Raw genomic sequence first — 23,157 nt, 5'->3', positions numbered from 1 at the left:
CGCTTCCGGTTGCCTCTGGGACGCCTCGTGTTTGCCGTCCGTTCGCTCAGCGTCGCCACCATCGGGAGGCGAGGCGACCGGGCCCGTCCGGATCACGACCTCGCCCCCCCTTCCTCCTTCTCCCGTCTGGAGCGAGATGTCTCCCACTTCCACGCGCACATCGCGCGTTCGTCCGCCCATCGCCGCGGCCGTCGCGATTCTCCTCGGAATCGCCGGCATCGGATACGGCGCCGTCGGTGCGGCCTCGGCCGCCCCCGTCTCCGGCGGCGTCGTCATCAACGAGATCGAGTCCAACGGCGATGCGTCCGACTGGATCGAGCTGACCAACACTTCCGACATCGCTGTCGATGTCTCGGGCTGGATCGTGAAGGACAACGATCCGGCTCGCACCGACGCCCTGCCGAGCGGCACCGTGATCGAGCCCGGCGCGTTCGTGGTCTTCACCGCCCCGGAGATGAGCTTCGGGCTCGGCAAGGAAGACGCCGCGCGCCTCTATCTTCCCGACGGCGAGTCGCTCGTCGACGAGTACTCGTGGACTCAGCACGCCGTCACGACCTTCGGACGGTGTCCCGACGGCACGGGCCCGTTCGTCACGACCGCGGCGGCCACGCCGGGCGCAGCCAACGACTGCACGGTGCCGACGTCCCCGGCGCCGTCGCCGACCACATCCCCGACCACAGACCCCGCCTCGGGTGCGCTCGTCGTGAACGAGGTGGAGTCCAACGGTGACGACACCGACTGGTTCGAGCTGTTCAACCTCGGAGACGCTCCGCTGGACCTCACCGGCTACATCGTGCGCGACAACGACGATGCGAAGGCGTACGCCCTCCCGGCCGGGTCGGTGGTGCCGGCCCGGGGCATCCTTCTCGTCGACCAGCTGACGGCCCACTCGCCCGGCTTCGACTTCGGGCTCGGCAACGCCGACATGGTGCGCGTCTTCTCGCCCGATGGCAGCACCCTCGTGGCCTCGTACGCGTGGACTGTGCATGCCGCCACCAGCTACGGCCGTTGCCCCGACGGCACCGGAGAGATGCGGGAGACCACGGTCACCACGAAGGGGGCACCGAACAACTGTGCCCTCCCGGTGAAGATCAACGAAGTGGAATCCAGCGGCGGGACGCCGGACGACTGGATCGAGCTCGTGAACCTCAGCGACACCGTCGTCGAGGCGGGAGGCCTCGTCGTCACCGACTCCGACGTCTCCGGTCACCGTTACGTGCTTCCCTCCGGGACGACGATCCCGGCCCGGGGCTACCTCGTCCTCGACGAGAGCGCCTTCGGGTTCGGGCTCGGCGGTGAGGACGCCGTGCACCTGTTCGACATCGACGGGGTGACGCCGCTGGATGAGACCTCGTGGACCGCGCACGCCACCACGACGTGGGGACGCTGCAGCGACGGCACAGGACCCTTCACGGTGACCGCGGAGTCGACGCGCGCAGCGGCGAACCGGTGCGCGGGCGAGGTCGTCGTCTCGCCGTGGCCGGGCGGCGCGAGTGTGCGCGTCCTCGACGAGGAGGCCACGTTCACGGGTGACCTCAGCGGGCTCGACGAGGTCGACGGCGTGCTGTGGGGCGTCGAGAACGGCAACGGCCTGCTCTACCGCCTCCTGTCGCAGGGCGACCGGTGGCTGCCGGCGACCGGCTGGGAGTCGGGCAAGAAGCTCCGGTATCCGGGTGGCGGCGGAACCGTGGACGCGGAAGGGGTCGTCGCCGTCGGTGGTGACGTCTACGTCTCCAGCGAGCGCAACAACGATGCGAGCTCCGTGAGTCGCCCCGCCGTGCTGCGGGTCGATCCGACGGCGAGCGGGACCGAGCTGACGGCGGACGCGGAGTGGAACCTCGCAGCCGACTTCCCTGGTCTCGGCGCCAACGCCGGGCTCGAGGGCATCACCTGGATCCCCGACAGCTGGCTGGTCGCCCGCGGTTTCGTCGACGAGCGCACCGGACGTGCGTATGCGCCCGGCGACTATCGCGGCCACGGACGGGGCGTCTTCTTCGTCGGCGTGGAAGGAACGGCTGCGGCGTACGCCTACGTCCTGATGGACGACGGCTCGTTCGCGCGGATCGCGACGATCGACACGGACTTCGCGCTCGTCGCGGAGCTGGAGTTCGACCGCGACCGGCTCTGGGTGGTGTGTGACGAGGCCTGCGACGGCCGGAGTGCCACATATGAGATCGACGAGACCGGGGCGTTCGTTCCGACGGCCGTGTACGCGCGGCCGGCAGAAGCGGCCAACGTCGCCAATGAGGGCTTCGCGATCGCGTCGGCGTGCGTCGACGGGGCGGCCGCGACGTTCTATGCCGACGACGCCGACACCGACGGCTACTCCCTCCGCGGCGGAACCCTCTCCTGCGCCGACGAGGGAACGGGCCCGACCCCGGAGCCGTCTCCGACGCCGAGCCCCTCCACGACGCCGGAGCCCTCCGCGACGCCGGGTCCGACACAGGGGCCCGAGCCGTCCGCGACCGCGAGTCCGACAGAGACGCCCGAGCCGTCCGCGACGCCGGGGCCTGCGCGGGTGGCTCCCGATCCGTCGGAGCTGACCGAGGCCAACCGGGGGACGATCCAGGCGCCCTCGACGGTCCGCGCCGGCAGCTCATTCCGGGTGCGGCTCGATCCGGCCCTCGCCGGAGAGACGGTGGCGGTGTGGCTGTTCTCCGCACCGACCGACCTCGGTGCCGCCGTCGTCGGGTCGGGCGGTGCGATCACCGTCCGGATCCCGGTCACCGTGGCGGCAGGCGAGCACCGGCTCGTCATCGCCGAGCCCACGGGCGCGGTCCTGGCGTGGACCGAGCTGACGGTGACCGGCGATGGGCTCGCCGCCACGGGCGGCAGTGGTGGGGGTTCCGCGCTCGCCGTCGTCGGAGGGGTGATCACGCTCCTTGCCGGCCTCGCCCTCGTGCGGCGCCGAACGCGCAGCGCGGGCTGACCGCTCCCGCCGCTGCTGCTGCGCAGGAGGACTCCGCGCGACAGGACGGGCCCGCGAGGGATGTCCGACCGTCCGGAGATCTCCTGCGCAGCGGCGCGCGCGGACGGAGGGGTCAGCCTCGGCGGAGGCAGAGGAGCCCGGGCCGCGAGTCCCACGCATCGGCGGGAGCGACGACCTCGAACCCGCGCCTCCGGTACAGCTCGATCGCAGGCCGCCGCCACTCCCACACCGACAAGCGCACGGGTGGGGAAGCCGCGGCCAGCGCGGCGTCGAGGAGTGCGGCTCCGGCTCCCCGGCCACGCGCGGGGGGAGTCGTCCAGAAGCGCTTGAGCTCCGATCCGCCGACTCCCGTGGTCATCGCGATGATGCCGCAGTCCTCGCCCGCGACCGAGGCGAGCATCACGAGGGCGCCGCGGAACGCGCTCGCGGGATCGGCGACCTCGCGCGCGTACCGCTCGGGAAGCTCTTCAGAGGGCGCCACGAGGCCGTGATCGGCCTTTTCGCGCTCCGTCTGGACGAGGTAGTCCTCCAGCAGGGACGACGCCGACGACAGGTCGCGGGGGAAGACGGCGTCCCGAACCTCCACGGGGTCCGGGCGCAGGAAGTGCTCCACGGCATTGGCCAGGTCGGGGAGCGGGCGCGTGCCGTCGAGCTCGACGTGGGCGCCGCGGCGAAGGAGCGGTTCGACCTCGGCGACGTAACGCCGGATCTCGTTCCGTTGCTCCTCGGTCTGTCCGTACGGGTTGTCGGTGCGCGCTGCCACGCGGGCGAGCAGCACGTCCAGGGGCGCGCTCAGCAGGACGACGCGATCGAACCGGTCGTAGTAGTCGCCCTGGTTCTCGACGGTGCCCGACACGACGATCGAGGGGTGGGCGTCCAGCAGAGTCCGGATGCGTTCGTCGTTCCAGCGGCGGTCGGCCTCGACGTAGCCGCCGTAGTCGGTGTCGACGGTCGTGATGCCGCGGCTCGCGAGCACGCGAAGGAGCGAGCTCTTTCCCGCCCCCGACATGCCGGTGACGAGGATCCGGGCGCCGACGGCATCTCTCACGCGGACGCCGCGTCCCACACCACGGGCGTCACGGTGCCGGACTCCCAGTCGCGACGCAGCACGCTGTATGCGACGGAAGCCACGGGTTCCCCGCCCTCGACGGGCCAGCCCTCCCGGTAGTAGGCCTCCTGCACCCATCCGGAGCGGACGAACACTCGCCGCATCGCATGGTTGTCCTCGCGCGTCTGGCCCTCGAAGCGGCGGACCTCGGGCATCGTCGTGAACACCCGCTCGGTCGCCGCCGCGAGGATCTCACCGCCGAGCCCGCGTCCGCGCCACTGCTCGGCGAGTCGCAGGTCGAACAGCGGGGTGTCCTCGGAGAGGTCTTCGAAGCGGAAGAACCCGACCCGACCGTACTCGTCGTGATCGATCCAGAACGACGCGTTGTTGTCGTCGCGGTACGCGCCCGCCGCGATGGCATCGGAGATCTGCTCCGTGGAGGGCGAGCTGCGGACGTGGAAGGGGAAGGTCTGCGAGGTCATGAACGCGACGAGCTCGTCGCGGTCCGCGCCCTCCGGGTCGATGGGGGTGAACGTCACGGCCATCCCTCCAACCTAGACGGCCGGTCAGCTGCTCGCCGTGGCGCCTCGGCCTCAGCTCGCCGTGGTCGGCTCCCACCCGAGTGCCGGCGCGACGTGCTTCGCGAACGACTCGACGATGCGGAGGTTGAACTCCACACCCAACTGGCTGGGGATCGTGAGCATGAGCGCGCATCGTGGGCGGGTCGCCCATACTGTGGCGGTGGTGGGACCATCCGCGTCCACTCGGAGGAGCGCAGAAGAAGTGGTTCTCCATCGATGTCGTCAAGAACGATGAGCTGTCGTCAAATGATCTTCAACAGTTGCGTCGACTCTTCGACGGCGAGTACTCCGCTGAGTTCGGACCGTGGGATGTGCAGCGGCCGTGCGGCTATGCGGGCCACGACCCTCACCTGATCGCTCGCTGCAACAACGATGTCGTCGGCCGCGTCGGATGGGCCCGGAGGGTCATCGGCGCGGGGACGCCGAGGTAACCATCGCCGGTGTCGGAGGTGCGCTCATCGCACCGCAAGAGGGAAACGGCAGATGGAGTTCGCGACTGGTGTCCCGAGCTGCCGCATCCATGCCGGAGGCGGGAGAGATCTACTGCGGCTACCTAGGGTGTCGCGACGAAGTCGTCCCGTTCTACTCATCTTGTGGACGGCGTCGAATCTCGGCACCCGAGGGTTCGATCCGGCGTGGTGGAGTCCCCGCACTGTCGCCATCGGGGCCCCCTTTGCTCATCCTGCCTGTTAACGGTGAGATCGCCTCGTGGACAGAAGGGACGATCGACCTGCGAGGCCGCGCTTGGTAATCAGCGAGAGCAGTCTGTGACGGGCGCGCCAATCGCTCTCAGTGCTCTCGACGATTGAGGATGCAGGCGCTTACACTCCAACCGCACTCACCTTCGTAGTGTTCGGCTCCCACCCCGACGCGCGCGCCAGGTACTCCCAGAACGACTCGACGGTCCGCAGGTTGAACTCCACGCGCACAGATCGTGTGGGCTGGCCCCACACGGGCTGACATCGATCTCCGCTAAGTTCATCGATATGACCTCTTCGATCAACGCCGCGATGCTTCAACTCGTCCGTCGAGCGGAGGGCAATGAAGTCGGTGATCTTGTGGACACATTCGTAAGCGCAGGCACGCTCATCGAGCTCCTGCAGTCGGCGGACCACCAGATTGTCTACGGGCGTCGTGGCACGGGGAAGACGCACCTGCTCCAGTTCCTGACTGAGAAGGTCAGCGAGCGCGGTGACGTTGCGGTGTATGTCGACCTTCGAACAGTCGGATCAAACGGAGGAATCTACGCGGACCCGAACATTCCGCTAACCGAGCGGGGCACTCGACTTCTCGTGGATGTCCTGTCGCACCTCTACAACACGCTAGCCAGCTTGCTCATTACGGCGTCATACGGAGATGGGTTCGACTACACCGATGCGCTGAACAAGCTCGACCTGTTCGAGGCGAGCATCACAGACGTGAGAATCACGGGCGATGAAGAGCAGTCAGTCCGCCTCGAGTCCGTCGATAGCGACGCTGGGCAGGTGTCGCTGGCCGCTGGGTCAAATGGAATAAAAGCACAGTTCGGCGGCAGTTCCGGCGCCCAGTCCACGAGTGAAGTGAATGCCTCGGTTCGAGGGCCGCGTCGGTATAATGTCCATTTCGGCGCGGTATCCTCAGCAATTCGTATGATGGTAGAGGCCCTTCCCGGACGACTCTGGCTGATCCTTGACGAGTGGAGTGATGTACCGCTCGATTTGCAGCCGCTTCTCGCTGATCTCCTCCGACGGTGCGTGATGCCGGTTCGCGATGTGAGTGTGAAGGTTGGAGCTATTGAGCAGCGATCGAATTTTTCGGCTCCGGACGGTGTCGGCGGCTATATTGGGTTTGAGTTGGGTGCTGACATATTTGCCGATCTTGAGCTCGACGAGTTCATGGTGTTTGGGAACGATGAGGAGCGTGCGAAGGCCTTCTTCGCGGAGTTGCTCTTCAAACATGTTAGTCGGTTCCTCAATGACGACGGTCGTGCGTCGATCGCCGACGCCGACGAGTTCGTCCGAAAGGCGTTTACGCAGCGGAACGCCTTCGCTGAGTTCGTTCGAGCTGTTGAAGGTGTGCCGCGAGACGCGATCAACATTGCAATCCTTGCCGCAAAGGTAGCTGCCGACGACCCAATTTCGGTGCCACATGTTCGTCAAGCTGCCCGGCAGTGGTACTTGCGCGACAAGGAGAAGTCGGTTCAAGCGAACCCTCAGACAATCGAGCTACTCCATTGGGTCATCGATGAGGTAATTGGGACGCGGCGAGCGAGAGCCTTCCTTCTGGAGCAGGGTCATTCAGCCAAGCATGACTTGGTTGCGTCGCTCTACGACTCAAGGGTCCTGCACGTCATCAAGCGGGGCGTCTCCGCGAACGATCGCCCAGGAGTCCGGTTCGACGTGTTCACCCTCGACTTCGGTTGCTACGTCCAACTCATATCGACGACCGCGGCTCCCGAGGGCTTGTTCGAAATCGAGGACGAGGAGAGCGGTGTTGAATTCGTTGAGGTCCCCAAGGATGACTACCGCTCGATTCGTCGCGCCGTGCTCGACCTCGAGGCCTTCGACCGTCGCAAAGAGGTCCCGCCTCGGCGCAGATAGACAGGCGCAGGTTTACAAGAGCGGACTCAGCTCGCTGTGGTGGGCTCCCAGCCCAACGCCGGCGCGACGTGCTTCGCGAACGATTCGACGATGCGGAGGTTGAACTCCACACCCAACTGACTGGGGATGGTGAGCATGAGCGTGTCGGCCGACATGACGGCGGCGTCCTGGCGCAGCTGCTCTACGAGCACGTCGGGCGCGGCGGCGTAGGTCTTGCCGAAGGTCGACCGGAAGCCGTCGATGTAGCCGATGCCGTCGCCCTCGGCGGAGTGGCCGAAGTACAGCTCGTCCTCCGCCGTCGTGATCGGGAAGATCGAGCGGCTCACCGACGTGCGAGGCGTGCCGGCGTGACCTGCGTCCTTCCACGCGGCGCGGAAGAGGTCGAGCTGTTCGGCCTGCAGCAGGTCGAACGGGCGGCCATCCGCCTCGGTCACGAGGGTCGACGACATCAGGTTCACGCCCTGACGGCCCGCCCACTCCGCTGTCTCGCGGGTGCCGGCACCCCACCAGATCCGCGAGCGGAGGCCCTCCGAGTGCGGTTCGATGCGCTGGCGTCCCGCGCCTGCGCCGAAAGGGCTGTTCGCGTCGCGCTCGGCGAGGGGCTCTCCGTCGATCGCGCGGAGGAACAGGTCGAACTTCTCGCGCGCCATGTCGGCCCCGCGAGGGTCTTCCGACCCGGTGTAGCCGAACGCCTCGTACCCGCGGACGACGGTCTCGGGTGAACCGCGGCTGATGCCGAGAGCGAGCCGTCCGTCGGAGATGAGGTCGACGGCGGCGGCCTCTTCGGCGAGGTAGAGCGGGTTCTCGTAGCGCATGTCGACGACGCCGGTGCCGACCTCGATCCGCTGCGTGGTCGCGGCGATCGCCGCCAGGAGCGGCATGGGAGAGGCCTGCTGGCGCGCGAAGTGGTGCACCCGGAACGCGACGCCGTTGACGCCGAGGTCGTCCATGCCCTGAGCGAGGTCGATCGCCTGGTGGAGCGAGTCACGCGCGGTGAGCTCCCGCCCGCCGCCGAGGGGTCCGTAATGGCCGAACGAGAGAGTTCCGAAGCGTTGCATGTCGGTGTCAACGATACGCCGAGCCAGTGCATTCCACTGAATGTAAAACCTCGTCATCTGCGGGCCGTGACGTCGTCCGCGGAGCGTAGGGTCACGGGTATGACCCGCATCGGATCCTCTGACCTCGACGTCTTCCCTCTCGCCCTCGGCGGCAACGTGTTCGGCTGGACCGCCGACCGCGATACCTCGTTCGCCGTGCTCGACGCCTTCCGTGAGGGAGGAGGCGACTTCATCGACACGGCCGACTCCTACAGCGCCTGGGTGCCGGGCAACAGCGGTGGCGAGAGCGAGACGCTCATCGGGGAATGGCTGGCGTCCCGCGGCGCCTCCGACGACGTGGTCGTGGCGACGAAGGTCAGCCAGCACCCCGATTTCCGCGGCCTGTCGGCGACCAACGTCCGGGCCGCCGCCGAGGCGTCGCTGCAGCGGCTCGGAGTCGAGCGGATCGACCTGTACTACGCGCACTTCGACGACGCCGACACTCCGCTCGAGGAGACGGTCGCCGCGTTCGGTCGCCTCGTCGAGGACGGCCTGGTGCGTTACACCGCCGTCTCCAACTACTCCGCCGACCGGATCGCCGAATGGGTGCGGATCGCGCGCGAGTTGGGCGTTGCCGAGCCCGTGGCTATTCAGCCGCACTACAACCTCGTGCACAGGGAGATCGAGAGCGACATCGTGCCGCTCGCGGAGGAGAACGGTCTCGGTCTCGTGCCGTACTTCGCGCTCGCGAAGGGGTTCCTCACGGGCAAGTACCGCTCGGCCGACACCGACGGACACGATTCGCCCCGGGCAGGTGCCGCCGTCGAGTACGCGACGCCGCAGGGCCTCCAGATCATCGACACCCTCGAGCGAATCGGCGCCGCGCACGGGGTCTCCATCGCGGCCACGGCGCTGGCCTGGCTCCGCGCGAAGCCGGCCGTGGTCGCCCCCATCGCCTCCGCCTCGCGGGTGTCGCAGGTCGGCGACCTCCTCGACGGCGCGCGCGTGGATCTCACCGCCGAGGAGGTGGCCGACCTCGACGCCGTCTCGGAGTGGACGCCGACCGACATGTGACATCGCGCGCTCCGCTCAGGCCGCATGATGGGGAGATGGCCGACGACTACACACACGGACATCACGAGAGCGTCTTGCGGGTGCACCGCCGGCGCACGGCGGCGAACTCGGCCGCGTATCTGCTGCCTGAACTCCGTCCCGGGATGTCCGTGCTCGACGTGGGCGCCGGGCCCGGCACGATCACGACCGACCTCGCCCGCGCCGTCTCGCCGGGTCGCGTGCGAGCCGTGGACGCGGCGGCGGACGTCATCGAGGCCGCCGAGGCGGATCGCGTGGCCCTCGGGATCGACACCCTGGAGTATGCCGTCGACGATGCCTACGCGCTCTCGTCGGGCGACGGGGAATGGGACGTCGTGCACGCCCATCAGGTGCTGCAGCACCTGAGCCGACCCGTCGATGCGCTTCGCGAGTTCCGTCGTGTGCGCACACCCGACGGTGTCGTCGCCGTGCGCGAAGTCGACTACGAGGGCGTGATCTGGTGGCCTCAGCCGCCCGGGCTCGACGAGTGGCGCGAGGTCTACCTCGCCGGCCACCGCGCCACGAGCGGCGAGCCGGCCGCGGGACGCCGGCTGAAGGCGTGGGCGCGGGAGGCCGGGTTCGCGGAGGTGACCTCCTCCGCTTCGATCTGGCTCTTCGAGAGCCCGGAGGCGCGTCAGTGGTGGGGTGGCGCGTGGGCCGATCGCGCGTTGCACTCCTCGTTCGCCGAGAACGTCCTCCGCCGGGGGATCGCCGACCGGGCGGCGCTCGAACGCATCAGCGCTGGGTGGCGCGAGTGGGCGGACAGCGAGGACGGATGGCTGCTGATGCCGCACGGCGAGATCCTCGCGCGCGGCTGACGCGTTGCCGCAGGGCGCCTCGACCGTGTCGGGGCCCCGGCGTAGCGTGAGCGCATGACGTCGGCGACCGTCCACGAATGGCTCCGGGATTCAGACCCCACCCTCCGATGGCAGGTGGAACGCGATCTGCTCGAGGTTCCGAGCGCGGTCTGGGAGCAGACGCGGGCGTGCATCGCGGTCGAGGGAGACGGTGCGACGCTCCTGTCGCATCAGGACGACGACGGGCAATGGGCCGGTGGGGCGTTCTTCCCGGCGACGATGACCGAACATCCCCCGCAGAACGAGCAGCCCTACACCGCCACCACGTGGACTCTGACGAGCCTGCGGGAGTGGGGGCTCGACCCGCGCGTCCTCGACGGCACCGCCGACAAACTCCGCGCGCACAGCCGGTGGGAGTACGACGACCTGCCCTACTGGGACGGCGAGGTGGACGTGTGCATCAACGCCATGACCCTCGCCAATGGCGCGTGGCTGGGGGAGGACATGTCGCACCTCGCCGCGTGGTTCCCGGCGCACGCGCTCGCCGACGGCGGGTGGAACTGCGAGTGGGTGGAAGGATCGACGCGGTCGTCGTTCCACTCCACGATCAACGCGGTGCGCGGGCTCCTGGCGTACGAGAAGCTCACGGGTGACACGAGCGTCCGCGATGCGCGACACCGTGGTGAGGAGTACCTGTTGAGCCGGCAGCTTCGGTACCGGGCGTCGACGGGCGAGCAGGTGGGGCCGTGGACCGACCTCATCGTGTACCCCTACCGCGCGCCGTTCACGCTGCTGAAGGCGGTGGACCACGTCACCGAGGCCGCGGAGTGGGACGGCGCGCCGAACGACCCGCGCGCCGAAGAGGCCGTGGCGCGTCTGCGGGCGGCGCGGCGCAACGACGGGCGCTGGGATCAGGGCTGGCGATTCGGAGGCGACACGTGGGTGGCGCACGACGTTCCCCCGGGGCAACCCTCGAAGTGGGTGACCTTCCTCGCCGAGCGCGCGCTGCGACGGTGGGATCGCGCCGCGTAACACGGCGACACCGCGAATAGGCGAACCGCGACGCGTGAGCCCATGATGGCTCTCGGCGGGGTGAGGCCCGGCCGAGAGGAAGGGCGCGCATGAGCGGTGGTTCGACGGATCGCGGGTTCACCACGCGACAGGTGCACGACGGTGACCGTACCGACGGCGGCTCGCCGCGGGTGACCCCGATCTACCTCACGGCGGGGTTCTCGTTCGACGAGTACGAGCAGGCCTCGGCGCACTTCGGCGCGGGCGACGGCTTCGCCTACACGCGCACGGGCAATCCCACCGTCTCCTCCGCGGAGTCCGCGCTCGCGTCGCTCGAGGGTGGAAGCGGGGCGCTGCTCCTTGCGAGTGGCCAGGCCGCCACCACGATCGCGGTGCTGAGCCTGGCCGGAGCCGGGGACCACATCGTGTCCTCGAGACACATCTACGAGGGAACGCGGGGCCTCTTCCTCGACAACTTCTCGCGACTGGGCATCGAGGTCGACTTCGTCGACGACATCCGCGATCCCGCCGCGTGGGCCGCGGCGATCCGGCCCGAGACTCGACTGCTGTTCGGCGAATCGATCTCCAATGCCACCAACCGCCTCATCGACGTGGCCGCGATCTCGCGGGTCGGGCGGGAGCGGGGCATTCCGCTGGTCATCGACAACACGTTCGCGACGCCCTACCTGTTCCGTCCGATCGAGCACGGAGCCGATGTCGTCGTTCACTCGGCCAGCAAGTTCCTCGCCGGACAGGGAGCCGTGCTCGGCGGTGCGATCGTCGACAGCGGCCGGTTCGACCCCATCTCGTCGGGTGCGCTCTTCCCGCACCTCGTGGCGCCGGGGCGTCGGGGGGCGCCCAGCCTCGTCGATCGCGTCGGCGGGAACGCCCGCCTCGCTTACGCGCGCGAGAGCGTGGCGCCGCGGCTCGGCCCCACGCCGTCGCCGCTGAACGCCTTCCTCATCGCACAGGGCATCGAGACGCTGAGCCTGCGCGTGGACCGTCAGTCCGCCAACGCGCTCGCCGTCGCCCGGTGGCTGGAGGATCAGCCGGGAATCGCCGCCGTCGACTACGTGGGCCTTTCCTCTCACCCCGACCATGAGCTCGCCGCCGAGATCCTGCCGCGGGGGTTCGGATCGGTCTTCACGATCACGCTCGCCGGCGACGAGTCCACGGCGCGGCGCTTCGTCGAGGCGCTGCAGGTGTTCACCCACATGACTCACCTGGGCGACGTCCGATCGCTCGTGCTGCACCCCGGCTCCACGAGTCACCTGCAGCTGAGCGAGGAGGAGCAGGCCGCGGTCGGCGTGTTCCCCGGTACCCTCCGCCTCTCGATCGGCATCGAGGACTCCGCCGACCTCATCGCCGACCTCGCGGGGGCCCTCGCCGCCTCCGGTGCCGCCGTGGACGCCTCCGCTCCATCGGCACGCGCGCGGGTGGCGGTATGAGCCGGCAGCAGCATTTCGGCTGGTTCCTGGCGCGCGGTTTCGGTCCGCACGGGTGGGGGAGCCCTTCGCTCGACTGGGATTGGCGCTGGACGTCGCCCGAGCTGTATCAACAGTCGGCGCGTGAACTGGAGCGCGCGGGATTCGACTTCGTGCTGATCGAGGACGCCCCGTCGCTCGGGTCGGCGGCGACGATCGATCTCCGTGTCCGGCACGCGTTCGGAGGACCCAAGCACGATCCGCTCCTTCTCGCGCCGTATCTCTTCGCCGCCACGACGCATCTGGGGATCATCCCCACCGTCAATCCCGCCGCGTACCTGCCGTACACCGCGGCTCGCCAGTTCGCGACGCTGCAGCACCTGTCCGGTCACCGTCTGGGGCTCAACGTCGTGACCGACACGGCCAGCGCCCGGCATTTCGGGGATGCCCCACAACTCGGTCACGATGCCGCCTACGACCGCGCCGAGGAGTGGCTGAGCGGTCTTCGCGCGCTCTGGCGGAGCTGGGGAGACGGCGCTTTGGTGACCGATCCGGTCTCGGGCGTCTATGCCGACGGCTCACGGCTGGACGCCGTCCGACATCGCGGCGAGTATTTCGCCTTCGACGGCCCCCTCAACGCCATCCCGTTCGAGCACGGCGAACCCGTGATCGCCTCGCCGGGTGGATCCGGACGCGGTCTCGCCTTCGCCGGCGCGAACTCCGATATCCAGCTTGCCCTCGCACCCCTCCACGAACAGAGCGTGCGGGAGTACCGCGCCCGCATCCACGCCGCGGCCATCGAGCGGGGCCGCACGCCGGAGGACATCAAGATCCTCTTCGCGATCCAACCCACGATCGTCGCGAGCGCGGCAGAGGCCGACCGCCTCGTCGCGGCGGCCGCCGATCCCGACGACGACACACTGCGCCTCATCGCGCGGCGGCAGTCGAGCGACCTCGAGACGGACCTCACCGGACTCGACCTCGATGCGCCGCTGGATCTCGGGATCTTCGGCGAGCACGTCTCCCAGGGCAGCATCCGCCGACTCACCGGCGATCGCGATGTGGCCTCCACGCCCCTGCGGACCCATCTCGCGGCGCTCGCGCGCCTCGGTCGCATTTCCGATCGCACCGGTTTCGTCGGAACGGCCGACGAGTTTGCCGACCTCATCGAAGAGCTGGGCGACTGGGGCAACGACGGCATCCTGCTGTGGGGTGACCTCCACCCCGTGACGATCCACCGCACGCTCGACGAGCTCGTGCCGGTGCTGCGACGGCGCGGCATCCTCCGTCGCGACCTGATCGATGGCGGCCTCCACGCTACGCTCCGCGCCTTCTAGTCGGCATCACACACACACGAGAACGGCGCCCCGGAAGATCCGGGGCGCCGTTCTCGTGTATCGGATCAGCCGACGCCGTTGGCGGCGAGCCAGTCCTTCGCGATGTCGGCGGACGAGCGCTTCTGCTCCGTCGACTCCACGTTCAGGGCGACCAGGCCCTCGGGGGTCAGCGCCGCGCTGATCGGGTTGATCACATCGGCGATCTCGTCGGCGATGGCCGAGTTGACGACCGGGACCACGTTGGAGGCGAGGAACAGGCCCTTCGGGTCTTCCAGCGTCACGAGGTCGTTGGTCTGGATGCGCGGATCGGCGCTGTAGACGTTCGCGATCTGGATGTTGCCGGCGACCAGCTCGTCGACCGTGGTGTCGGCGGTCGCCGAGAAGGCGACGTCGACGCCATAGACCGACTTCAGACCCTTCGGGCCGTAGGGGCGCTCCTCCAGCTCGGGAGCGCCGCCCAGCGTGAGGCCGCTGAGTCCGGCGAGGTCTTCCAGCGAGGTGAGGTTGTTCTTCTGCGCGAAGTCGGCCGTGACGTTGTAGGAGTCCTGGTCGGTCGCCGACGACTGGTCGAGCACCGTCAGGCCCTCGGGAAGCGCGTTCCCCAGCGCCGCGTAGACGTCTTCGGACGTCGTCGCGGTGGTGTCGGGTTCGAAGAACTGCAACAGGTTGCCGGTGTACTCGGGGAACAGCTGCACGCTGCCGTCTTCGAGCGACGGGATGTAGAGGTCGCGCTGCCCGATCTGGAACTTGCGCTCGACGGTGAACCCGGCGCCTTCCAGAGCCTGTGCGTAGATCTCGGCGATGATCTCGTTCGAGTAGTACGCCTGCGAGCCGACGACGATCGTGGACGACCCCGTGCCGGAGCCGGAGGTGGGTGCCGGGCTGGAGGCGTCGCCACCGAGCGGATCGGAGGACGCGCAGCCGGCCAGGGCTAGGGCGGCGACGGCGACGAGGCCGGCCGCCGCGGTGAAACGGGAGCGAATGCGGGACATGTGAGGTGCCTTTCTGGTGTGCTGTAGGCGCGGGATGGTGACGGACGGTGGGGTCAGGTGGAGGTCGCCACGGCGGCGGGGCGACGGCGGTCGCGGGCGGGCGAGCGGACGGCGACGCCCCGCGGCACGACGAGTCGCTGCAGCAGGGCGAACACGCCGTCGACGGCGAGTGCCAAGGCGATGACGACGAGCGAGGCGCCGAGGATCTGCTCGAACCGCTGCAGCTGGATGCCCTGGATGAAGAAGAAGCCCAGCCCGCCGAGGCCGACGTAGGCGGCGATCGTGACGGTGGCCACCACCTGGAGGGCGCCACTGCGGATGCCGCCGATCAGGAGCGGCAGCCCCAGCGGCACCTCGATCTTCCACAGCACCTGCCACGGCGTCATCCCCATGGCCCGACCGGCGTCGATGACGGTGCGGTCGATGGCCTCGAACCCGGCGTACGCGCCGGCGAGGATCGAGGGGATCGCCAGCAGGACGAACGAGATCACGGCGGCCTCGGTCTTGTGGATCACGCCGATCAGGAGCACGAGCAGGAGGACGAGCCCGAGCGAGGGCAACGCTCGTGCGGCGCCGGAGAGGGCCACCGCCACCTCGCGGCCGCGGCCGGTGTGGCCGATCAGCCAGCCGAGCGGGATGGCGATGACGGCCGCGATCGCGACGGCGCCGAAGGTGAAGGCGAGGTGCTGCCCGATCGCGAGGGGGAGGGGGAGGTATCCCTCCAGCCGGTCGGGCGAGAAGATCCAGCCGAAGGCGTCGAGGAAGAAGTTCATGCCTGCACCACCGCCTGCGGCGCGCGCACCGGCAACCGTCGTTGCCGTCGAGGGAGCCACGGCATGAGGAGCCGGCCCAGGAGCACCAGCACGAGGTCAATGAGGAGGGCGATGACGACGACGGCCACCACTCCCGACAGCACCTCTTCGACGATGCGCCGCTGGTATCCGTCGGTGAACAGCAGGCCCAGGTTCTGGATGCCGATGAGGATACCGACGGTCGCGAGGGCGATCGTGGAGGTGGCCGTCACCCGGATGCCGGCCAGGAGCACCGGTCCGGAGAGGGGGAAATCGACCGTCCAAAAGCGGCGCCAGGGGCCGAATCCGACGGCCACGGCCGACGCGCGCACGGCGGGATCGATCGCATCGAGGCCGTCGGTCACGGATCGCGTCATGATGGCGACGCCGTAGATCGTGAGCGCCGTGATGAGGTTGGCCTCCGACAGGAGCGGGATGCCTGCTCCGGCGAGGACGGCGAACAGCCCGAGCGACGGGATCGTGTAGAGCAGGCCGATCGTCGTGAGGGTCGCACCGCGCAGCGCCGTGTAGCGCCAGGCCAGCCAACCGAGCGGCACCGCGATGACGAACGACAACAGGATCGGGATGAGGCTCTGGCGCAGGTGCACCAGGCTCAGGCGCCCGATGAGGTCGAGGTTGTCGAGGATCCAGGTCATGCGCGGTCCTCGGCGGCGGGATGCTCGGCGGGGGCCTCTCCGACCAGGACGCCCTGCGTACGTCCGCTGTCGTCGATGAGGACGGTGCCGCGCGGGGTGTGCTTAGTGCGCAGGGCCCGCGCCCCGCGCTCCAGTCCCACGAAGTCGGCGACGAAGTCGTTGGCGGGGTTCTCGATGATCTCGTCGGGGCTCCCGACCTGAGCGATCTGGGCCCCCTTCTGGAGGATCACGACTTGATCGCCGAGCAGGAAGGCCTCGTCGATGTCGTGGGTGACGAACACGACGGTCTTGTCGAGGTCGCGCTGGAGCCGTCGCGTCTCGGCCTGCAGCTCTTTGCGGACGATCGGGTCGACGGCACCGAATGGCTCGTCCATGAGGAGGATGTTCGGGTCGGCGGCGAGCCCGCGCGCCACACCGACGCGCTGCTGTTGACCGCCCGACAGCTGGCGGGGATAGCGGTCGGCCAGGGCGCGGTCGAGCCCCACGATGTCCAGGAGCTCCAGCGCGCGCTCGCGGGCCACGCGCTTGGGTGTTCCTCCCAGCACGGGGACCGTGGCGATGTTGTCGGCGACGGTGAAGTGGGGGAGCAGGCCCGAGTTCTGCAGGACGTACCCGATTCCGCGCCGCAGACGGACCGGGTCGCGATCGAGGATGCTGTCACCGTCGATCGTGATCTCGCCCCCTGTCGGCTCGATCAGTCGGTTGATCATGCGCAGGAGCGTCGTCTTCCCGCACCCGGACGATCCCACGAACACGGTCGTCTTGTGCGCGGGAATGACCAGGCTGAAGTCGTCGACGGCGACTGTGCCGTCGGGAAACCGCTTCGTGACGGCGCGGAACTCGATCGACATGTCGTCTCCGATTCGACGTGAGGACAGAGGGACAGATTCCCGTGCCTCACCCAACCACACGTGTCCGACACTCGGGAACGGGGTGGCACACAGCGTCACACTCCGGTATGCGTGGACGGGTGGAGACTGCGAACTACGACCTGATCGTCATCGGTGCGGGGCCTGTCGGGGAGAACGTGGCCGACCGCGCCGTGCAGGGCGGGCTCTCGGCGGTGATCGTGGAGAGCGAGCTCGTCGGTGGCGAGTGCTCGTATTGGGCGTGCATGCCCTCGAAGACGCTGCTGCGCGCCGGGGCGGCGCTCCGAGCGGCCAAGGACGTCCCGGGCGCTGCAGAGGCGGTGACCGGCGGGGTGGATGTCGCGGCGACCCTCCGTCGGCGCGACGAGATCGTCCACGACTGGAACGACAGCGGACAGGTGGAATGGCTGGAGGGTGCGGGCATCGACCTCGTACGCGGTCACGGCCGGATCGCGGGGGAGCGCGAGGTGACGGTCGGCGACCGCGTGCTGCGCGCGCGGCACGCCGTCGCCGTGTGCACCGGGACGGCGTCGCTCCTTCCCGATGTGGAGGGGATCGCCGCCGCGCAGCTGTGGACGAGCCGGGAGGCCACGGCCGTCCGGAACGTCCCGCCTTCGCTCGTCATCATCGGCGGTGGCGTCGTGGCGTGCGAGATGGCCACGGCGTTCGTCTCTTTCGGCACACGGGTCACCGTGCTCGCGCGTTCGGGGCTCCTGCGCGGTGCGGAGCCGTTCGCCGGCGACCGTGTCGCATCGAGTCTGCGGGCGGCGGGAGCCGACGTCCGTACCGGCGTCGACCTCGTACGTGTCGTGCGGGAGGGGGGCGGCGACGTCGTCGTCACCCTGGACGACGGCACCGAGGTGCGTGCGACGGAGGGGCTCGTGGCGACCGGCCGCGTTCCCCGCACCCAGGATCTCGGGCTGGAGAAGATCGGGATCGAGCCGGGCGGGTGGCTCGACGTCGATGACACGCTGCGTGTCCGCGGATACGACTGGCTCTACGCCGTGGGAGACGTGAACCACCGGGCGCTCCTGACCCACCAGGGCAAGTACCAGGCGCGCGCGGCGGGCGACGTCATCGCCGCGCGGGCTCTCGGTCGCGAGGTGGACGATGCGCCGTGGGGCGCTCACGTCGCCACCGCCGACCACGCCGCGGTGCCGCAGGTGACGTTCACGGAGCCCGAAGTGGCCTCGGTGGGGCTCACGCTCGCCCAGGCGCAGCGTGGCGGCCTGCGCGCTCGCGCGTTGGACTACGACCTGTCGTGGGTGGCCGGGGCGAGCACATACGCACGTTCCTATGCGGGCACGGCCCGGGCCGTCGTGGACGAGGACCGCGGCGTGCTCGTGGGGGCGACCTTCGTCGGCCCCGATGTGGCGGAGCTCCTCCATGCCGCAACGGTGGCGATCGTGGGCGAGGTGCCCCTCGAACGGCTCTGGCACGCGGTGCCCGCGTATCCCACCGTCAGCGAGGTGTGGCTGCGATGGCTCGAGGCCTGGGGGAGGCCGGGCGCTGCGCCGCAGGCCGGCTGACGCGCGTCAGTCGTCGCCGTCGTCGACGCGGTCGGCGCCGCGGAGGGCAGCCGTGACCTCGTACCAGCGGACGAGGAAGGCCGGTTCGTCCAGGCGCCGACGGCGCATCCACGAGGTGACCTCCTCGTTGCACTTGCTCGCATTGCACGAGCGGCACGCGGGCACGACGTTCTCGAGCGTGTACCGGCCCCCGCGCGAGATGGGCAGCACGCAGTCCTTCTGGAGGGCGGCTCCGTCGGCGCCGCAGTACGCGCATCGCTTCCAGGCGTCGAGGATGCGGTACCACTCCTGCGCGGTGAGGTCGCTCCCCGAGGCGGCGACCCGGCGGGAGCGCCGCCGCGCTGCTCGCGCGCGGCGCGAAGGGGACGGCCGAGCGCGCGGGGTGGTCATGAGGAGCAGGGTATCGACCGGGCTCGCACCCGCGTCGGCGGCGCGCTCACGGGCGTGAGGTCCATCCGTCGTCGTGGAGGCGCGCGACGGCGTCGAGGATCAGGTCGAGGGTGAAGTCGAACTCGCCGTCCGGCTCGCACGCGCCGGACGGGTGACGCATCGCCGCGTCGGCGGCGACGGCGGCGATGTGCGGAAAGCGTTCGGCGGCCGCGCGGGCGGACTGCTCGTTCAGCGCCTCGGCGGGGGGTCGTCCGGTGAAGGCCTCGGGGGAGAACCCCCACACGCGGCTGCCGAGCGCGTGCATCGCGTAATGAGTGAGATCGACCGAGAACCCCGCGGCGAGGAAGTCGCCGGTCGCCGCGTCCAGATGGGCCAGCACGGCCGGCGTCGGCTGAGGTGCCGCCTCGATCGCCCCCTGCAGCCACCCGTGGCGTCCCAGCGCCTGGCGGGCGTTGCGGATCCGCGTCCGCAGCGTGTCGCGCCACGGCTGGGGCTGGGCGACCGCGGGGAACCCGGCCACGACGGCATCGATCATCGCCGCGACGAGGCCCTCCTTGTCGGGGACGTGCTTGTAGAGCGCCATCGGGACCACGCCGAGCCGAACGGCCAGCGACCGCATGCTCACGGCGTCCAGGCCCTGCTCGTCCGCCAGCGCGATCGCCTCCGCCACGACACGGTCGCGCGTCAAGCGCGGTCGATCACCGGAGGAGGACATTGCTCCATTCTCTGCCATGTCGTTGCGCGGGAGACGTCTCACCATTGCGAAGTGTACGGCGTACACCTAAGGTGAAGGAACAGGTGTACGCCGTACACCCGATTCGAACCACATCCCGTCTCCCTGAAGGAAAACCATGACCGACCAGCATCGAGCCCGGCTCGCCGGGGCGCTCTACCTCGTGACGTTCGCCACATCGATCCCCGCTCTCCTGTGGAAGACGGCGTTCTTGCGAGACGGATCGGCGCCCGAGGCCGCCGCAGCGGCATCGGTGCTCGAGGTGGTCCTGGCGTTCGCCTGCGTCGGCACGGCGGTCGCCCTCTTCCCGCTCCTTCGACGCCGCTCCGAGACGCTCGCCCTCGGCTTCCTGGCCGCACGGACGATGGAGGCGACCCTGGTGCTGATCGGGGTGGCCGTCGTGCTCGCGCTGATCGGCGGCGCAGAGCGCTCGTTGATCCCGGTTCACGACGCGGTGTTCCTGCTCGGCCCCGGGTTGATGCCGGCGGTCAACGCAGCCTTGCTCGCTCCTGCCGTGATCCGAGCCCGGCTGGTGCCGCGCGCGATCCCCGTCCTGGGCCTGGTCGGCTCGCCCGTGCTGGCGGTGTCGGCGATGCTGTCCGTCCTGGGCGTGGTGGATCAGGTCTCCGGCCTTGCGGGGCTGTTGGCGCTTCCCATCGCGCTCTGGGAGTTCTCTCTCGGGGCCTGGCTGCTCGTGCGTGGCGGGGGAGGCTGCACGGGAACCGACTCCACGGGCGAGGTGTCGCAACGTCGGAGGCGGTAGCTACTGTCGTGACATGCATGAGCTCAGCCGCGACGACGCACGCCGCATCGCGGTCCGGGCCCAGCTCCTCGACGCTCAGCGCCCCGGCGACGTCGTCGAGGTCGCCGAGCAACTGGCGGCCATCAAGATCGATCCCACTGCCGTGATCACGACCTCCGAGAAGGCGATTCCGTGGGCGCGTATCGGCTGGGCGTACGAGACCGGCCAGCTCAAGAAGGCCGTCGAAGACGACCGGCTCCTCTTCGAGTACGACGGTCACTTCCGGCCGGTCAGTCTCATGCCGGCCCTGGTGGCCCGCATGCGGCGTCGTGTCTTCCGGGCGCAGGCCTCGGAGTGGCTCGCAGCCAACGCCCGCTTCCGCAGTGACGTGCTCGCGCGATTGCGCGCGGAGGGCCCTCTGTTGGCGGCGCAGATCCCCGACACGAGTCAGGTGGCGCACAAGAACGAAGCCGGCTGGTACGGCTCCAACCAGGTGCCGCGCATGCTCGAGCTGTTGTCCTACCTCGGCGAAGTGGGCATCGTCCGTCGAGAGGGGCGACAGCGCGTCTGGGACATCGGCGACCGCGTCTACCCGGCCTCCCTCCCCGAGCTGAGCGACGAGGAGGCTACCCGCCTGCTGGAGGAGCGCCGACTTCAGGCGGCGGGGATCGCGCGGCAGAAGTCGTCGTGGACGCCGGTCGGGATGGCGGGCGAGGCGGCGACGGTCGAGGGAAGCGCCTGGAAGTGGCGGGTCGATCCCGCGGCCGTCGCGGCGCTCGACGACGACCCGGGCGGGCGCGTCGCGATCCTCAATCCGTACGATCCGATCCTGTTCGACAGGCCTCGTCTGTCCGAGCTGTTCTCGTTCGATTACGTGCTCGAGCAGTTCAAGCCGGCATCACAGCGCCGCTACGGCTACTTCGCTCATCCGATCCTCATCGGCGACCGGTTCGTCGGCCAGCTCGACGCCGCGCTCGACAAGAAGAAGGAGAACCTCGTCGTGGCCGCCATCCACGAGATGAGCCCCTTCGATGACGACGACGTCGAGATGGTGCACGCGGAGATTCGTGACCTCGGCGACTGGCTCGGAGTCCCCGTCGTGGGGCTGTCATGAGGCCCCGTCGCCGCCTTCCCCCGGTCACGCCCGATCCCATCGGTCCCGGGCAGGAGTCGGTATGGGACTATCCCCGCCCGCCCCGCGTGGACGCGGTGTGCGAGCGGGTGACGATCGAGCTCGGTGGTGAGGTGATCGTCGATACCACCGACGTCGTGCGGGTGCTCGAGACGAGCCATCCACCGGTCTACTACCTGCCGGTCGCTGCGTTCGTCGCCGGAGCCCTGAAGCCGGCCGAGGGATCGTCGCTGTGCGAGTTCAAGGGGATGGCCTCGTACGTCGACGTCGTGGGCGGCGGGCGGGTGCGGGAACGCGCGGGATGGGGATATCCCGATCCCGCTCCCGGCTTCGAGGGCTTGCGCGGCCGCGTCGCCGTGTACGCCGGAGCGATGGATCGGTGCACCGTGGCGGGCGAGACCGTGCAGCCGCAGCCCGGCGGCTTTTACGGCGGGTGGATCACGGCGGCCGTCGTCGGGCCCTTCAAAGGAGTGCAGGGATCGATGGGGTGGTGAGGATGAGTGGCGATTCGCGCACGATCGTGCTCACGGGCGCCAGCGACGGCATCGGTGCCGCCGCCGCTCGGCAGCTCAGCGCTCACGGGCATCGCGTCATCGTCGTCGGGCGCCATCCGGAAAAGACCCGTGCTCTGGCCACGGAGATCGGGGCCCGGTTCTTTCTCGCCGACTACGGCGAACTCGACCAGGTGCACCGTCTCGCCGACGACCTCGCGCAGGAGGCGACGACGATCGACGTGCTCGCCAACAATGCGGGCGGGGTCATGCCATCCCCGCGCGCCGTGACCGTCGACGGCTTCGAACGCACCTTCCAGGTCAACCACCTGGCGCCCTTCCTCCTGACCCACCTCTTGATGCCGTGTCTGAGCCGCGCAGCGGTGATCCAGACCGCGTCGGTGGCGGCCCGCCGGTTCGCGCGCTTCGACATCGACGACCTGCAGGGCGAGCGCCGGTGGAATCCCGGCACGGCCTACGGCGATGCGAAGCTCGCCAACATCCTGTTCACGCGAGAGCTCGATCGGAGGTTCGGACCGGCGCTCTCGGCCGTCGCGTTCCACCCGGGAGTCGTCGCGACCAGCTTTGCCGCCGGCGCTGGGGGGCCGTGGGAGTTCCTGTATCACAACCCGCTCGCGCGCCGTGTGCTCACATCCACCGAGACCGGCGGTGCGCGACTGACCTGGCTCGCCGAGGGTGAACCCGGGGTCCGTTGGCGTCGCGGCGGCTACTACGAGCGCAATCGGCTCGCACACACGAATCCCCTCGCTGACGACGCAGGGCTCGCCGGCGAGCTGTGGCGCCGCAGCGCCGCCCTCCTCGGTCTCTAGCCGACATCCCGGGCGCTGGCGCTCGGCCCTTCCGGCTCGACGGGGTGACGCAACGGCGGATGTGGTGGGGTTCGTGCGGCGTGTCGTCCTGGTGTGGGCGGGGTGTGGGGCGGGGGGTCCGGTGTTGTGCACGCCCCGCCGCCCACGCCCCGGCGCCCACGCCCCGC

The 23,157-nt window shown here is 69.5% G+C and carries 21 protein-coding genes and 1 pseudogene; 12 read left to right on the top strand and 10 right to left on the bottom strand.

Features of this window, described 5'->3' with window-relative positions:
- Window positions 1-136: 136 nt before the first annotated feature.
- Window positions 137-2,929 (top strand): lamin tail domain-containing protein, encoded by a 2,793-nt coding sequence (locus QM591_RS15635; protein WP_415133731.1) that lies wholly within the window; start codon window positions 137-139, stop codon window positions 2,927-2,929.
- Window positions 2,930-3,041: 112 nt separating this feature from the next.
- Here the strand turns inward: QM591_RS15635 and QM591_RS15630 are convergent, their stop codons facing one another.
- The 3 genes and pseudogenes from QM591_RS15630 to QM591_RS15620 all read right to left on the bottom strand — a co-directional run.
- A complete protein-coding gene (locus tag QM591_RS15630; RefSeq protein ID WP_415133729.1) occupies window positions 3,042-3,977 on the bottom strand; it encodes a GNAT family N-acetyltransferase in 936 nt (311 codons plus the stop codon).
- The gene (locus QM591_RS15625; RefSeq protein ID WP_415133727.1) at window positions 3,974-4,522 is read right to left on the bottom strand and encodes a GNAT family N-acetyltransferase; all 549 of its coding nucleotides are present in this window, start codon (window positions 4,520-4,522) and stop codon (window positions 3,974-3,976) included. The genes QM591_RS15630 and QM591_RS15625 overlap by 4 nt, the downstream gene beginning before the upstream one ends.
- 48 nt (window positions 4,523-4,570) lie before the next feature.
- Window positions 4,571-4,684 (bottom strand): annotated as a pseudogene (locus QM591_RS15620) (alkane 1-monooxygenase); the annotation flags it as partial.
- A gap of 860 nt (window positions 4,685-5,544) precedes the next feature.
- Between QM591_RS15620 and QM591_RS15615 the strand changes: the two are divergent.
- The gene (locus tag QM591_RS15615) at window positions 5,545-7,137 is read left to right on the top strand and encodes a hypothetical protein (protein ID WP_415133725.1); all 1,593 of its coding nucleotides are present in this window, start codon (window positions 5,545-5,547) and stop codon (window positions 7,135-7,137) included.
- A gap of 26 nt (window positions 7,138-7,163) precedes the next feature.
- Here QM591_RS15615 and QM591_RS15610 read toward each other — a convergent pair whose 3' ends face one another.
- Window positions 7,164-8,195: an LLM class flavin-dependent oxidoreductase gene (locus tag QM591_RS15610; protein ID WP_415133723.1), complete on the bottom strand. Its 1,032-nt coding sequence runs from the start codon at window positions 8,193-8,195 to the stop codon at window positions 7,164-7,166.
- 99 nt (window positions 8,196-8,294) lie between these two features.
- Between QM591_RS15610 and QM591_RS15605 the strand changes: the two genes are divergently transcribed.
- The 5 genes from QM591_RS15605 (at window position 8,295) to QM591_RS15585 (ending at window position 13,835) form a co-directional block, all read left to right on the top strand.
- Window positions 8,295-9,248, top strand: a complete 954-nt coding sequence (locus tag QM591_RS15605; RefSeq protein WP_415133721.1) for an aldo/keto reductase — start codon at window positions 8,295-8,297, stop codon at window positions 9,246-9,248.
- A 35-nt stretch (window positions 9,249-9,283) separates the two neighbouring features.
- Window positions 9,284-10,084 carry a methyltransferase domain-containing protein gene (locus QM591_RS15600; RefSeq protein ID WP_415133719.1) on the top strand — a complete coding sequence of 267 codons (801 nt, stop codon included), beginning with the start codon at window positions 9,284-9,286 and terminating at the stop codon, window positions 10,082-10,084.
- A 54-nt stretch (window positions 10,085-10,138) separates the two neighbouring features.
- Complete coding sequence (locus QM591_RS15595; RefSeq protein WP_415133717.1) at window positions 10,139-11,095, top strand: squalene cyclase; 957 nt, start codon at window positions 10,139-10,141, stop codon at window positions 11,093-11,095.
- Between the two features lie 89 nt (window positions 11,096-11,184).
- On the top strand, window positions 11,185-12,522 hold the full coding sequence (locus tag QM591_RS15590) for an O-acetylhomoserine aminocarboxypropyltransferase/cysteine synthase family protein (RefSeq protein ID WP_415133715.1): 1,338 nt from the start codon (window positions 11,185-11,187) through the stop codon (window positions 12,520-12,522).
- Window positions 12,519-13,835 (top strand): LLM class flavin-dependent oxidoreductase, encoded by a 1,317-nt coding sequence (locus tag QM591_RS15585; protein ID WP_415133713.1) that lies wholly within the window; start codon window positions 12,519-12,521, stop codon window positions 13,833-13,835. Before QM591_RS15590 ends, QM591_RS15585 begins: the two co-directional genes overlap by 4 nt.
- A gap of 65 nt (window positions 13,836-13,900) precedes the next feature.
- On the opposite strand, the gene QM591_RS15580 is transcribed toward QM591_RS15585, so the two are convergent.
- Genes QM591_RS15580 through QM591_RS15565 form a run of 4 tightly spaced genes read right to left on the bottom strand, consistent with a single transcriptional unit; the run spans window position 13,901 to window position 17,125 of the window.
- Window positions 13,901-14,827 carry an ABC transporter substrate-binding protein gene (locus QM591_RS15580; protein ID WP_415133711.1) on the bottom strand — a complete coding sequence of 309 codons (927 nt, stop codon included), beginning with the start codon at window positions 14,825-14,827 and terminating at the stop codon, window positions 13,901-13,903.
- A gap of 53 nt (window positions 14,828-14,880) precedes the next feature.
- A complete protein-coding gene (locus QM591_RS15575; protein ID WP_415133709.1) occupies window positions 14,881-15,600 on the bottom strand; it encodes an ABC transporter permease in 720 nt (239 codons plus the stop codon).
- Window positions 15,597-16,274, bottom strand: a complete 678-nt coding sequence (locus tag QM591_RS15570; protein WP_415133706.1) for an ABC transporter permease — start codon at window positions 16,272-16,274, stop codon at window positions 15,597-15,599. Before QM591_RS15570 ends, QM591_RS15575 begins: the two co-directional genes overlap by 4 nt.
- Window positions 16,271-17,125 (bottom strand): ABC transporter ATP-binding protein, encoded by an 855-nt coding sequence (locus QM591_RS15565; protein ID WP_415133704.1) that lies wholly within the window; start codon window positions 17,123-17,125, stop codon window positions 16,271-16,273. The genes QM591_RS15570 and QM591_RS15565 overlap by 4 nt, the downstream gene beginning before the upstream one ends.
- A 107-nt stretch (window positions 17,126-17,232) precedes the next feature.
- Here QM591_RS15565 and QM591_RS15560 point away from each other — a divergent pair, with 107 nt between their 5' ends.
- The gene (locus tag QM591_RS15560) at window positions 17,233-18,672 is read left to right on the top strand and encodes a dihydrolipoyl dehydrogenase family protein (RefSeq protein WP_415133702.1); all 1,440 of its coding nucleotides are present in this window, start codon (window positions 17,233-17,235) and stop codon (window positions 18,670-18,672) included.
- A gap of 6 nt (window positions 18,673-18,678) precedes the next feature.
- Here the strand turns inward: QM591_RS15560 and QM591_RS15555 are convergent, their stop codons facing one another.
- On the bottom strand, window positions 18,679-19,062 hold the full coding sequence (locus tag QM591_RS15555; protein WP_415133700.1) for an HNH endonuclease: 384 nt from the start codon (window positions 19,060-19,062) through the stop codon (window positions 18,679-18,681).
- Window positions 19,063-19,108: 46 nt separating this feature from the next.
- Window positions 19,109-19,777, bottom strand: a complete 669-nt coding sequence (locus QM591_RS15550; protein ID WP_415133698.1) for a TetR/AcrR family transcriptional regulator — start codon at window positions 19,775-19,777, stop codon at window positions 19,109-19,111.
- A gap of 136 nt (window positions 19,778-19,913) precedes the next feature.
- Here QM591_RS15550 and QM591_RS15545 point away from each other — a divergent pair, with 136 nt between their 5' ends.
- From QM591_RS15545 to QM591_RS15530, 4 genes are read left to right on the top strand one after another with little or no spacing between them, the layout of a single operon-like run.
- Complete coding sequence (locus QM591_RS15545; protein WP_415133696.1) at window positions 19,914-20,558, top strand: DUF4386 domain-containing protein; 645 nt, start codon at window positions 19,914-19,916, stop codon at window positions 20,556-20,558.
- 13 nt (window positions 20,559-20,571) lie between these two features.
- On the top strand, window positions 20,572-21,651 hold the full coding sequence (locus QM591_RS15540) for a DNA glycosylase AlkZ-like family protein (protein WP_415133694.1): 1,080 nt from the start codon (window positions 20,572-20,574) through the stop codon (window positions 21,649-21,651).
- Window positions 21,648-22,163: a DUF427 domain-containing protein gene (locus QM591_RS15535; protein ID WP_415133692.1), complete on the top strand. Its 516-nt coding sequence runs from the start codon at window positions 21,648-21,650 to the stop codon at window positions 22,161-22,163. The genes QM591_RS15540 and QM591_RS15535 overlap by 4 nt, the downstream gene beginning before the upstream one ends.
- 2 nt (window positions 22,164-22,165) lie before the next feature.
- On the top strand, window positions 22,166-22,990 hold the full coding sequence (locus QM591_RS15530; protein ID WP_415133690.1) for an SDR family NAD(P)-dependent oxidoreductase: 825 nt from the start codon (window positions 22,166-22,168) through the stop codon (window positions 22,988-22,990).
- Window positions 22,991-23,157 lie beyond the last annotated feature (167 nt).

The organism is Microbacterium sp., assembly GCF_047607225.1.
Lineage (GTDB): Bacteria > Actinomycetota > Actinomycetes > Actinomycetales > Microbacteriaceae > Microbacterium.
The sequence above is the reverse complement of the archived record's forward strand: the minus strand, read 5'-3'. Positions and strand labels throughout refer to the sequence as shown.

Excerpts from the sequence above, each read along its gene's own strand:
- QM591_RS15605 (WP_415133721.1), top strand. The coding sequence starts at position 8,295 with ATGACCCGCATCGGATCCTCTGACCTCGACGTCTTCCCTCTCGCCCTC.
- QM591_RS15550 (WP_415133698.1), bottom strand. The coding sequence starts at position 19,777 with ATGTCCTCCTCCGGTGATCGACCGCGCTTGACGCGCGACCGTGTCGTG.
- QM591_RS15535 (WP_415133692.1), top strand. The coding sequence starts at position 21,648 with ATGAGGCCCCGTCGCCGCCTTCCCCCGGTCACGCCCGATCCCATCGGT.
- QM591_RS15585 (WP_415133713.1), top strand. The coding sequence starts at position 12,519 with ATGAGCCGGCAGCAGCATTTCGGCTGGTTCCTGGCGCGCGGTTTCGGT.
- QM591_RS15540 (WP_415133694.1), top strand. The coding sequence starts at position 20,572 with ATGCATGAGCTCAGCCGCGACGACGCACGCCGCATCGCGGTCCGGGCC.
- QM591_RS15580 (WP_415133711.1), bottom strand. The coding sequence starts at position 14,827 with ATGTCCCGCATTCGCTCCCGTTTCACCGCGGCGGCCGGCCTCGTCGCC.
- QM591_RS15570 (WP_415133706.1), bottom strand. The coding sequence starts at position 16,274 with ATGACCTGGATCCTCGACAACCTCGACCTCATCGGGCGCCTGAGCCTG.
- QM591_RS15560 (WP_415133702.1), top strand. The coding sequence starts at position 17,233 with ATGCGTGGACGGGTGGAGACTGCGAACTACGACCTGATCGTCATCGGT.
- QM591_RS15555 (WP_415133700.1), bottom strand. The coding sequence starts at position 19,062 with ATGACCACCCCGCGCGCTCGGCCGTCCCCTTCGCGCCGCGCGCGAGCA.
- QM591_RS15595 (WP_415133717.1), top strand. The coding sequence starts at position 10,139 with ATGACGTCGGCGACCGTCCACGAATGGCTCCGGGATTCAGACCCCACC.
- QM591_RS15575 (WP_415133709.1), bottom strand. The coding sequence starts at position 15,600 with ATGAACTTCTTCCTCGACGCCTTCGGCTGGATCTTCTCGCCCGACCGG.
- QM591_RS15530 (WP_415133690.1), top strand. The coding sequence starts at position 22,166 with ATGAGTGGCGATTCGCGCACGATCGTGCTCACGGGCGCCAGCGACGGC.
- QM591_RS15615 (WP_415133725.1), top strand. The coding sequence starts at position 5,545 with ATGACCTCTTCGATCAACGCCGCGATGCTTCAACTCGTCCGTCGAGCG.
- QM591_RS15635 (WP_415133731.1), top strand. The coding sequence starts at position 137 with ATGTCTCCCACTTCCACGCGCACATCGCGCGTTCGTCCGCCCATCGCC.
- QM591_RS15600 (WP_415133719.1), top strand. The coding sequence starts at position 9,284 with ATGGCCGACGACTACACACACGGACATCACGAGAGCGTCTTGCGGGTG.
- QM591_RS15610 (WP_415133723.1), bottom strand. The coding sequence starts at position 8,195 with ATGCAACGCTTCGGAACTCTCTCGTTCGGCCATTACGGACCCCTCGGC.
- QM591_RS15565 (WP_415133704.1), bottom strand. The coding sequence starts at position 17,125 with ATGTCGATCGAGTTCCGCGCCGTCACGAAGCGGTTTCCCGACGGCACA.
- QM591_RS15590 (WP_415133715.1), top strand. The coding sequence starts at position 11,185 with ATGAGCGGTGGTTCGACGGATCGCGGGTTCACCACGCGACAGGTGCAC.
- QM591_RS15545 (WP_415133696.1), top strand. The coding sequence starts at position 19,914 with ATGACCGACCAGCATCGAGCCCGGCTCGCCGGGGCGCTCTACCTCGTG.
- QM591_RS15625 (WP_415133727.1), bottom strand. The coding sequence starts at position 4,522 with ATGGCCGTGACGTTCACCCCCATCGACCCGGAGGGCGCGGACCGCGAC.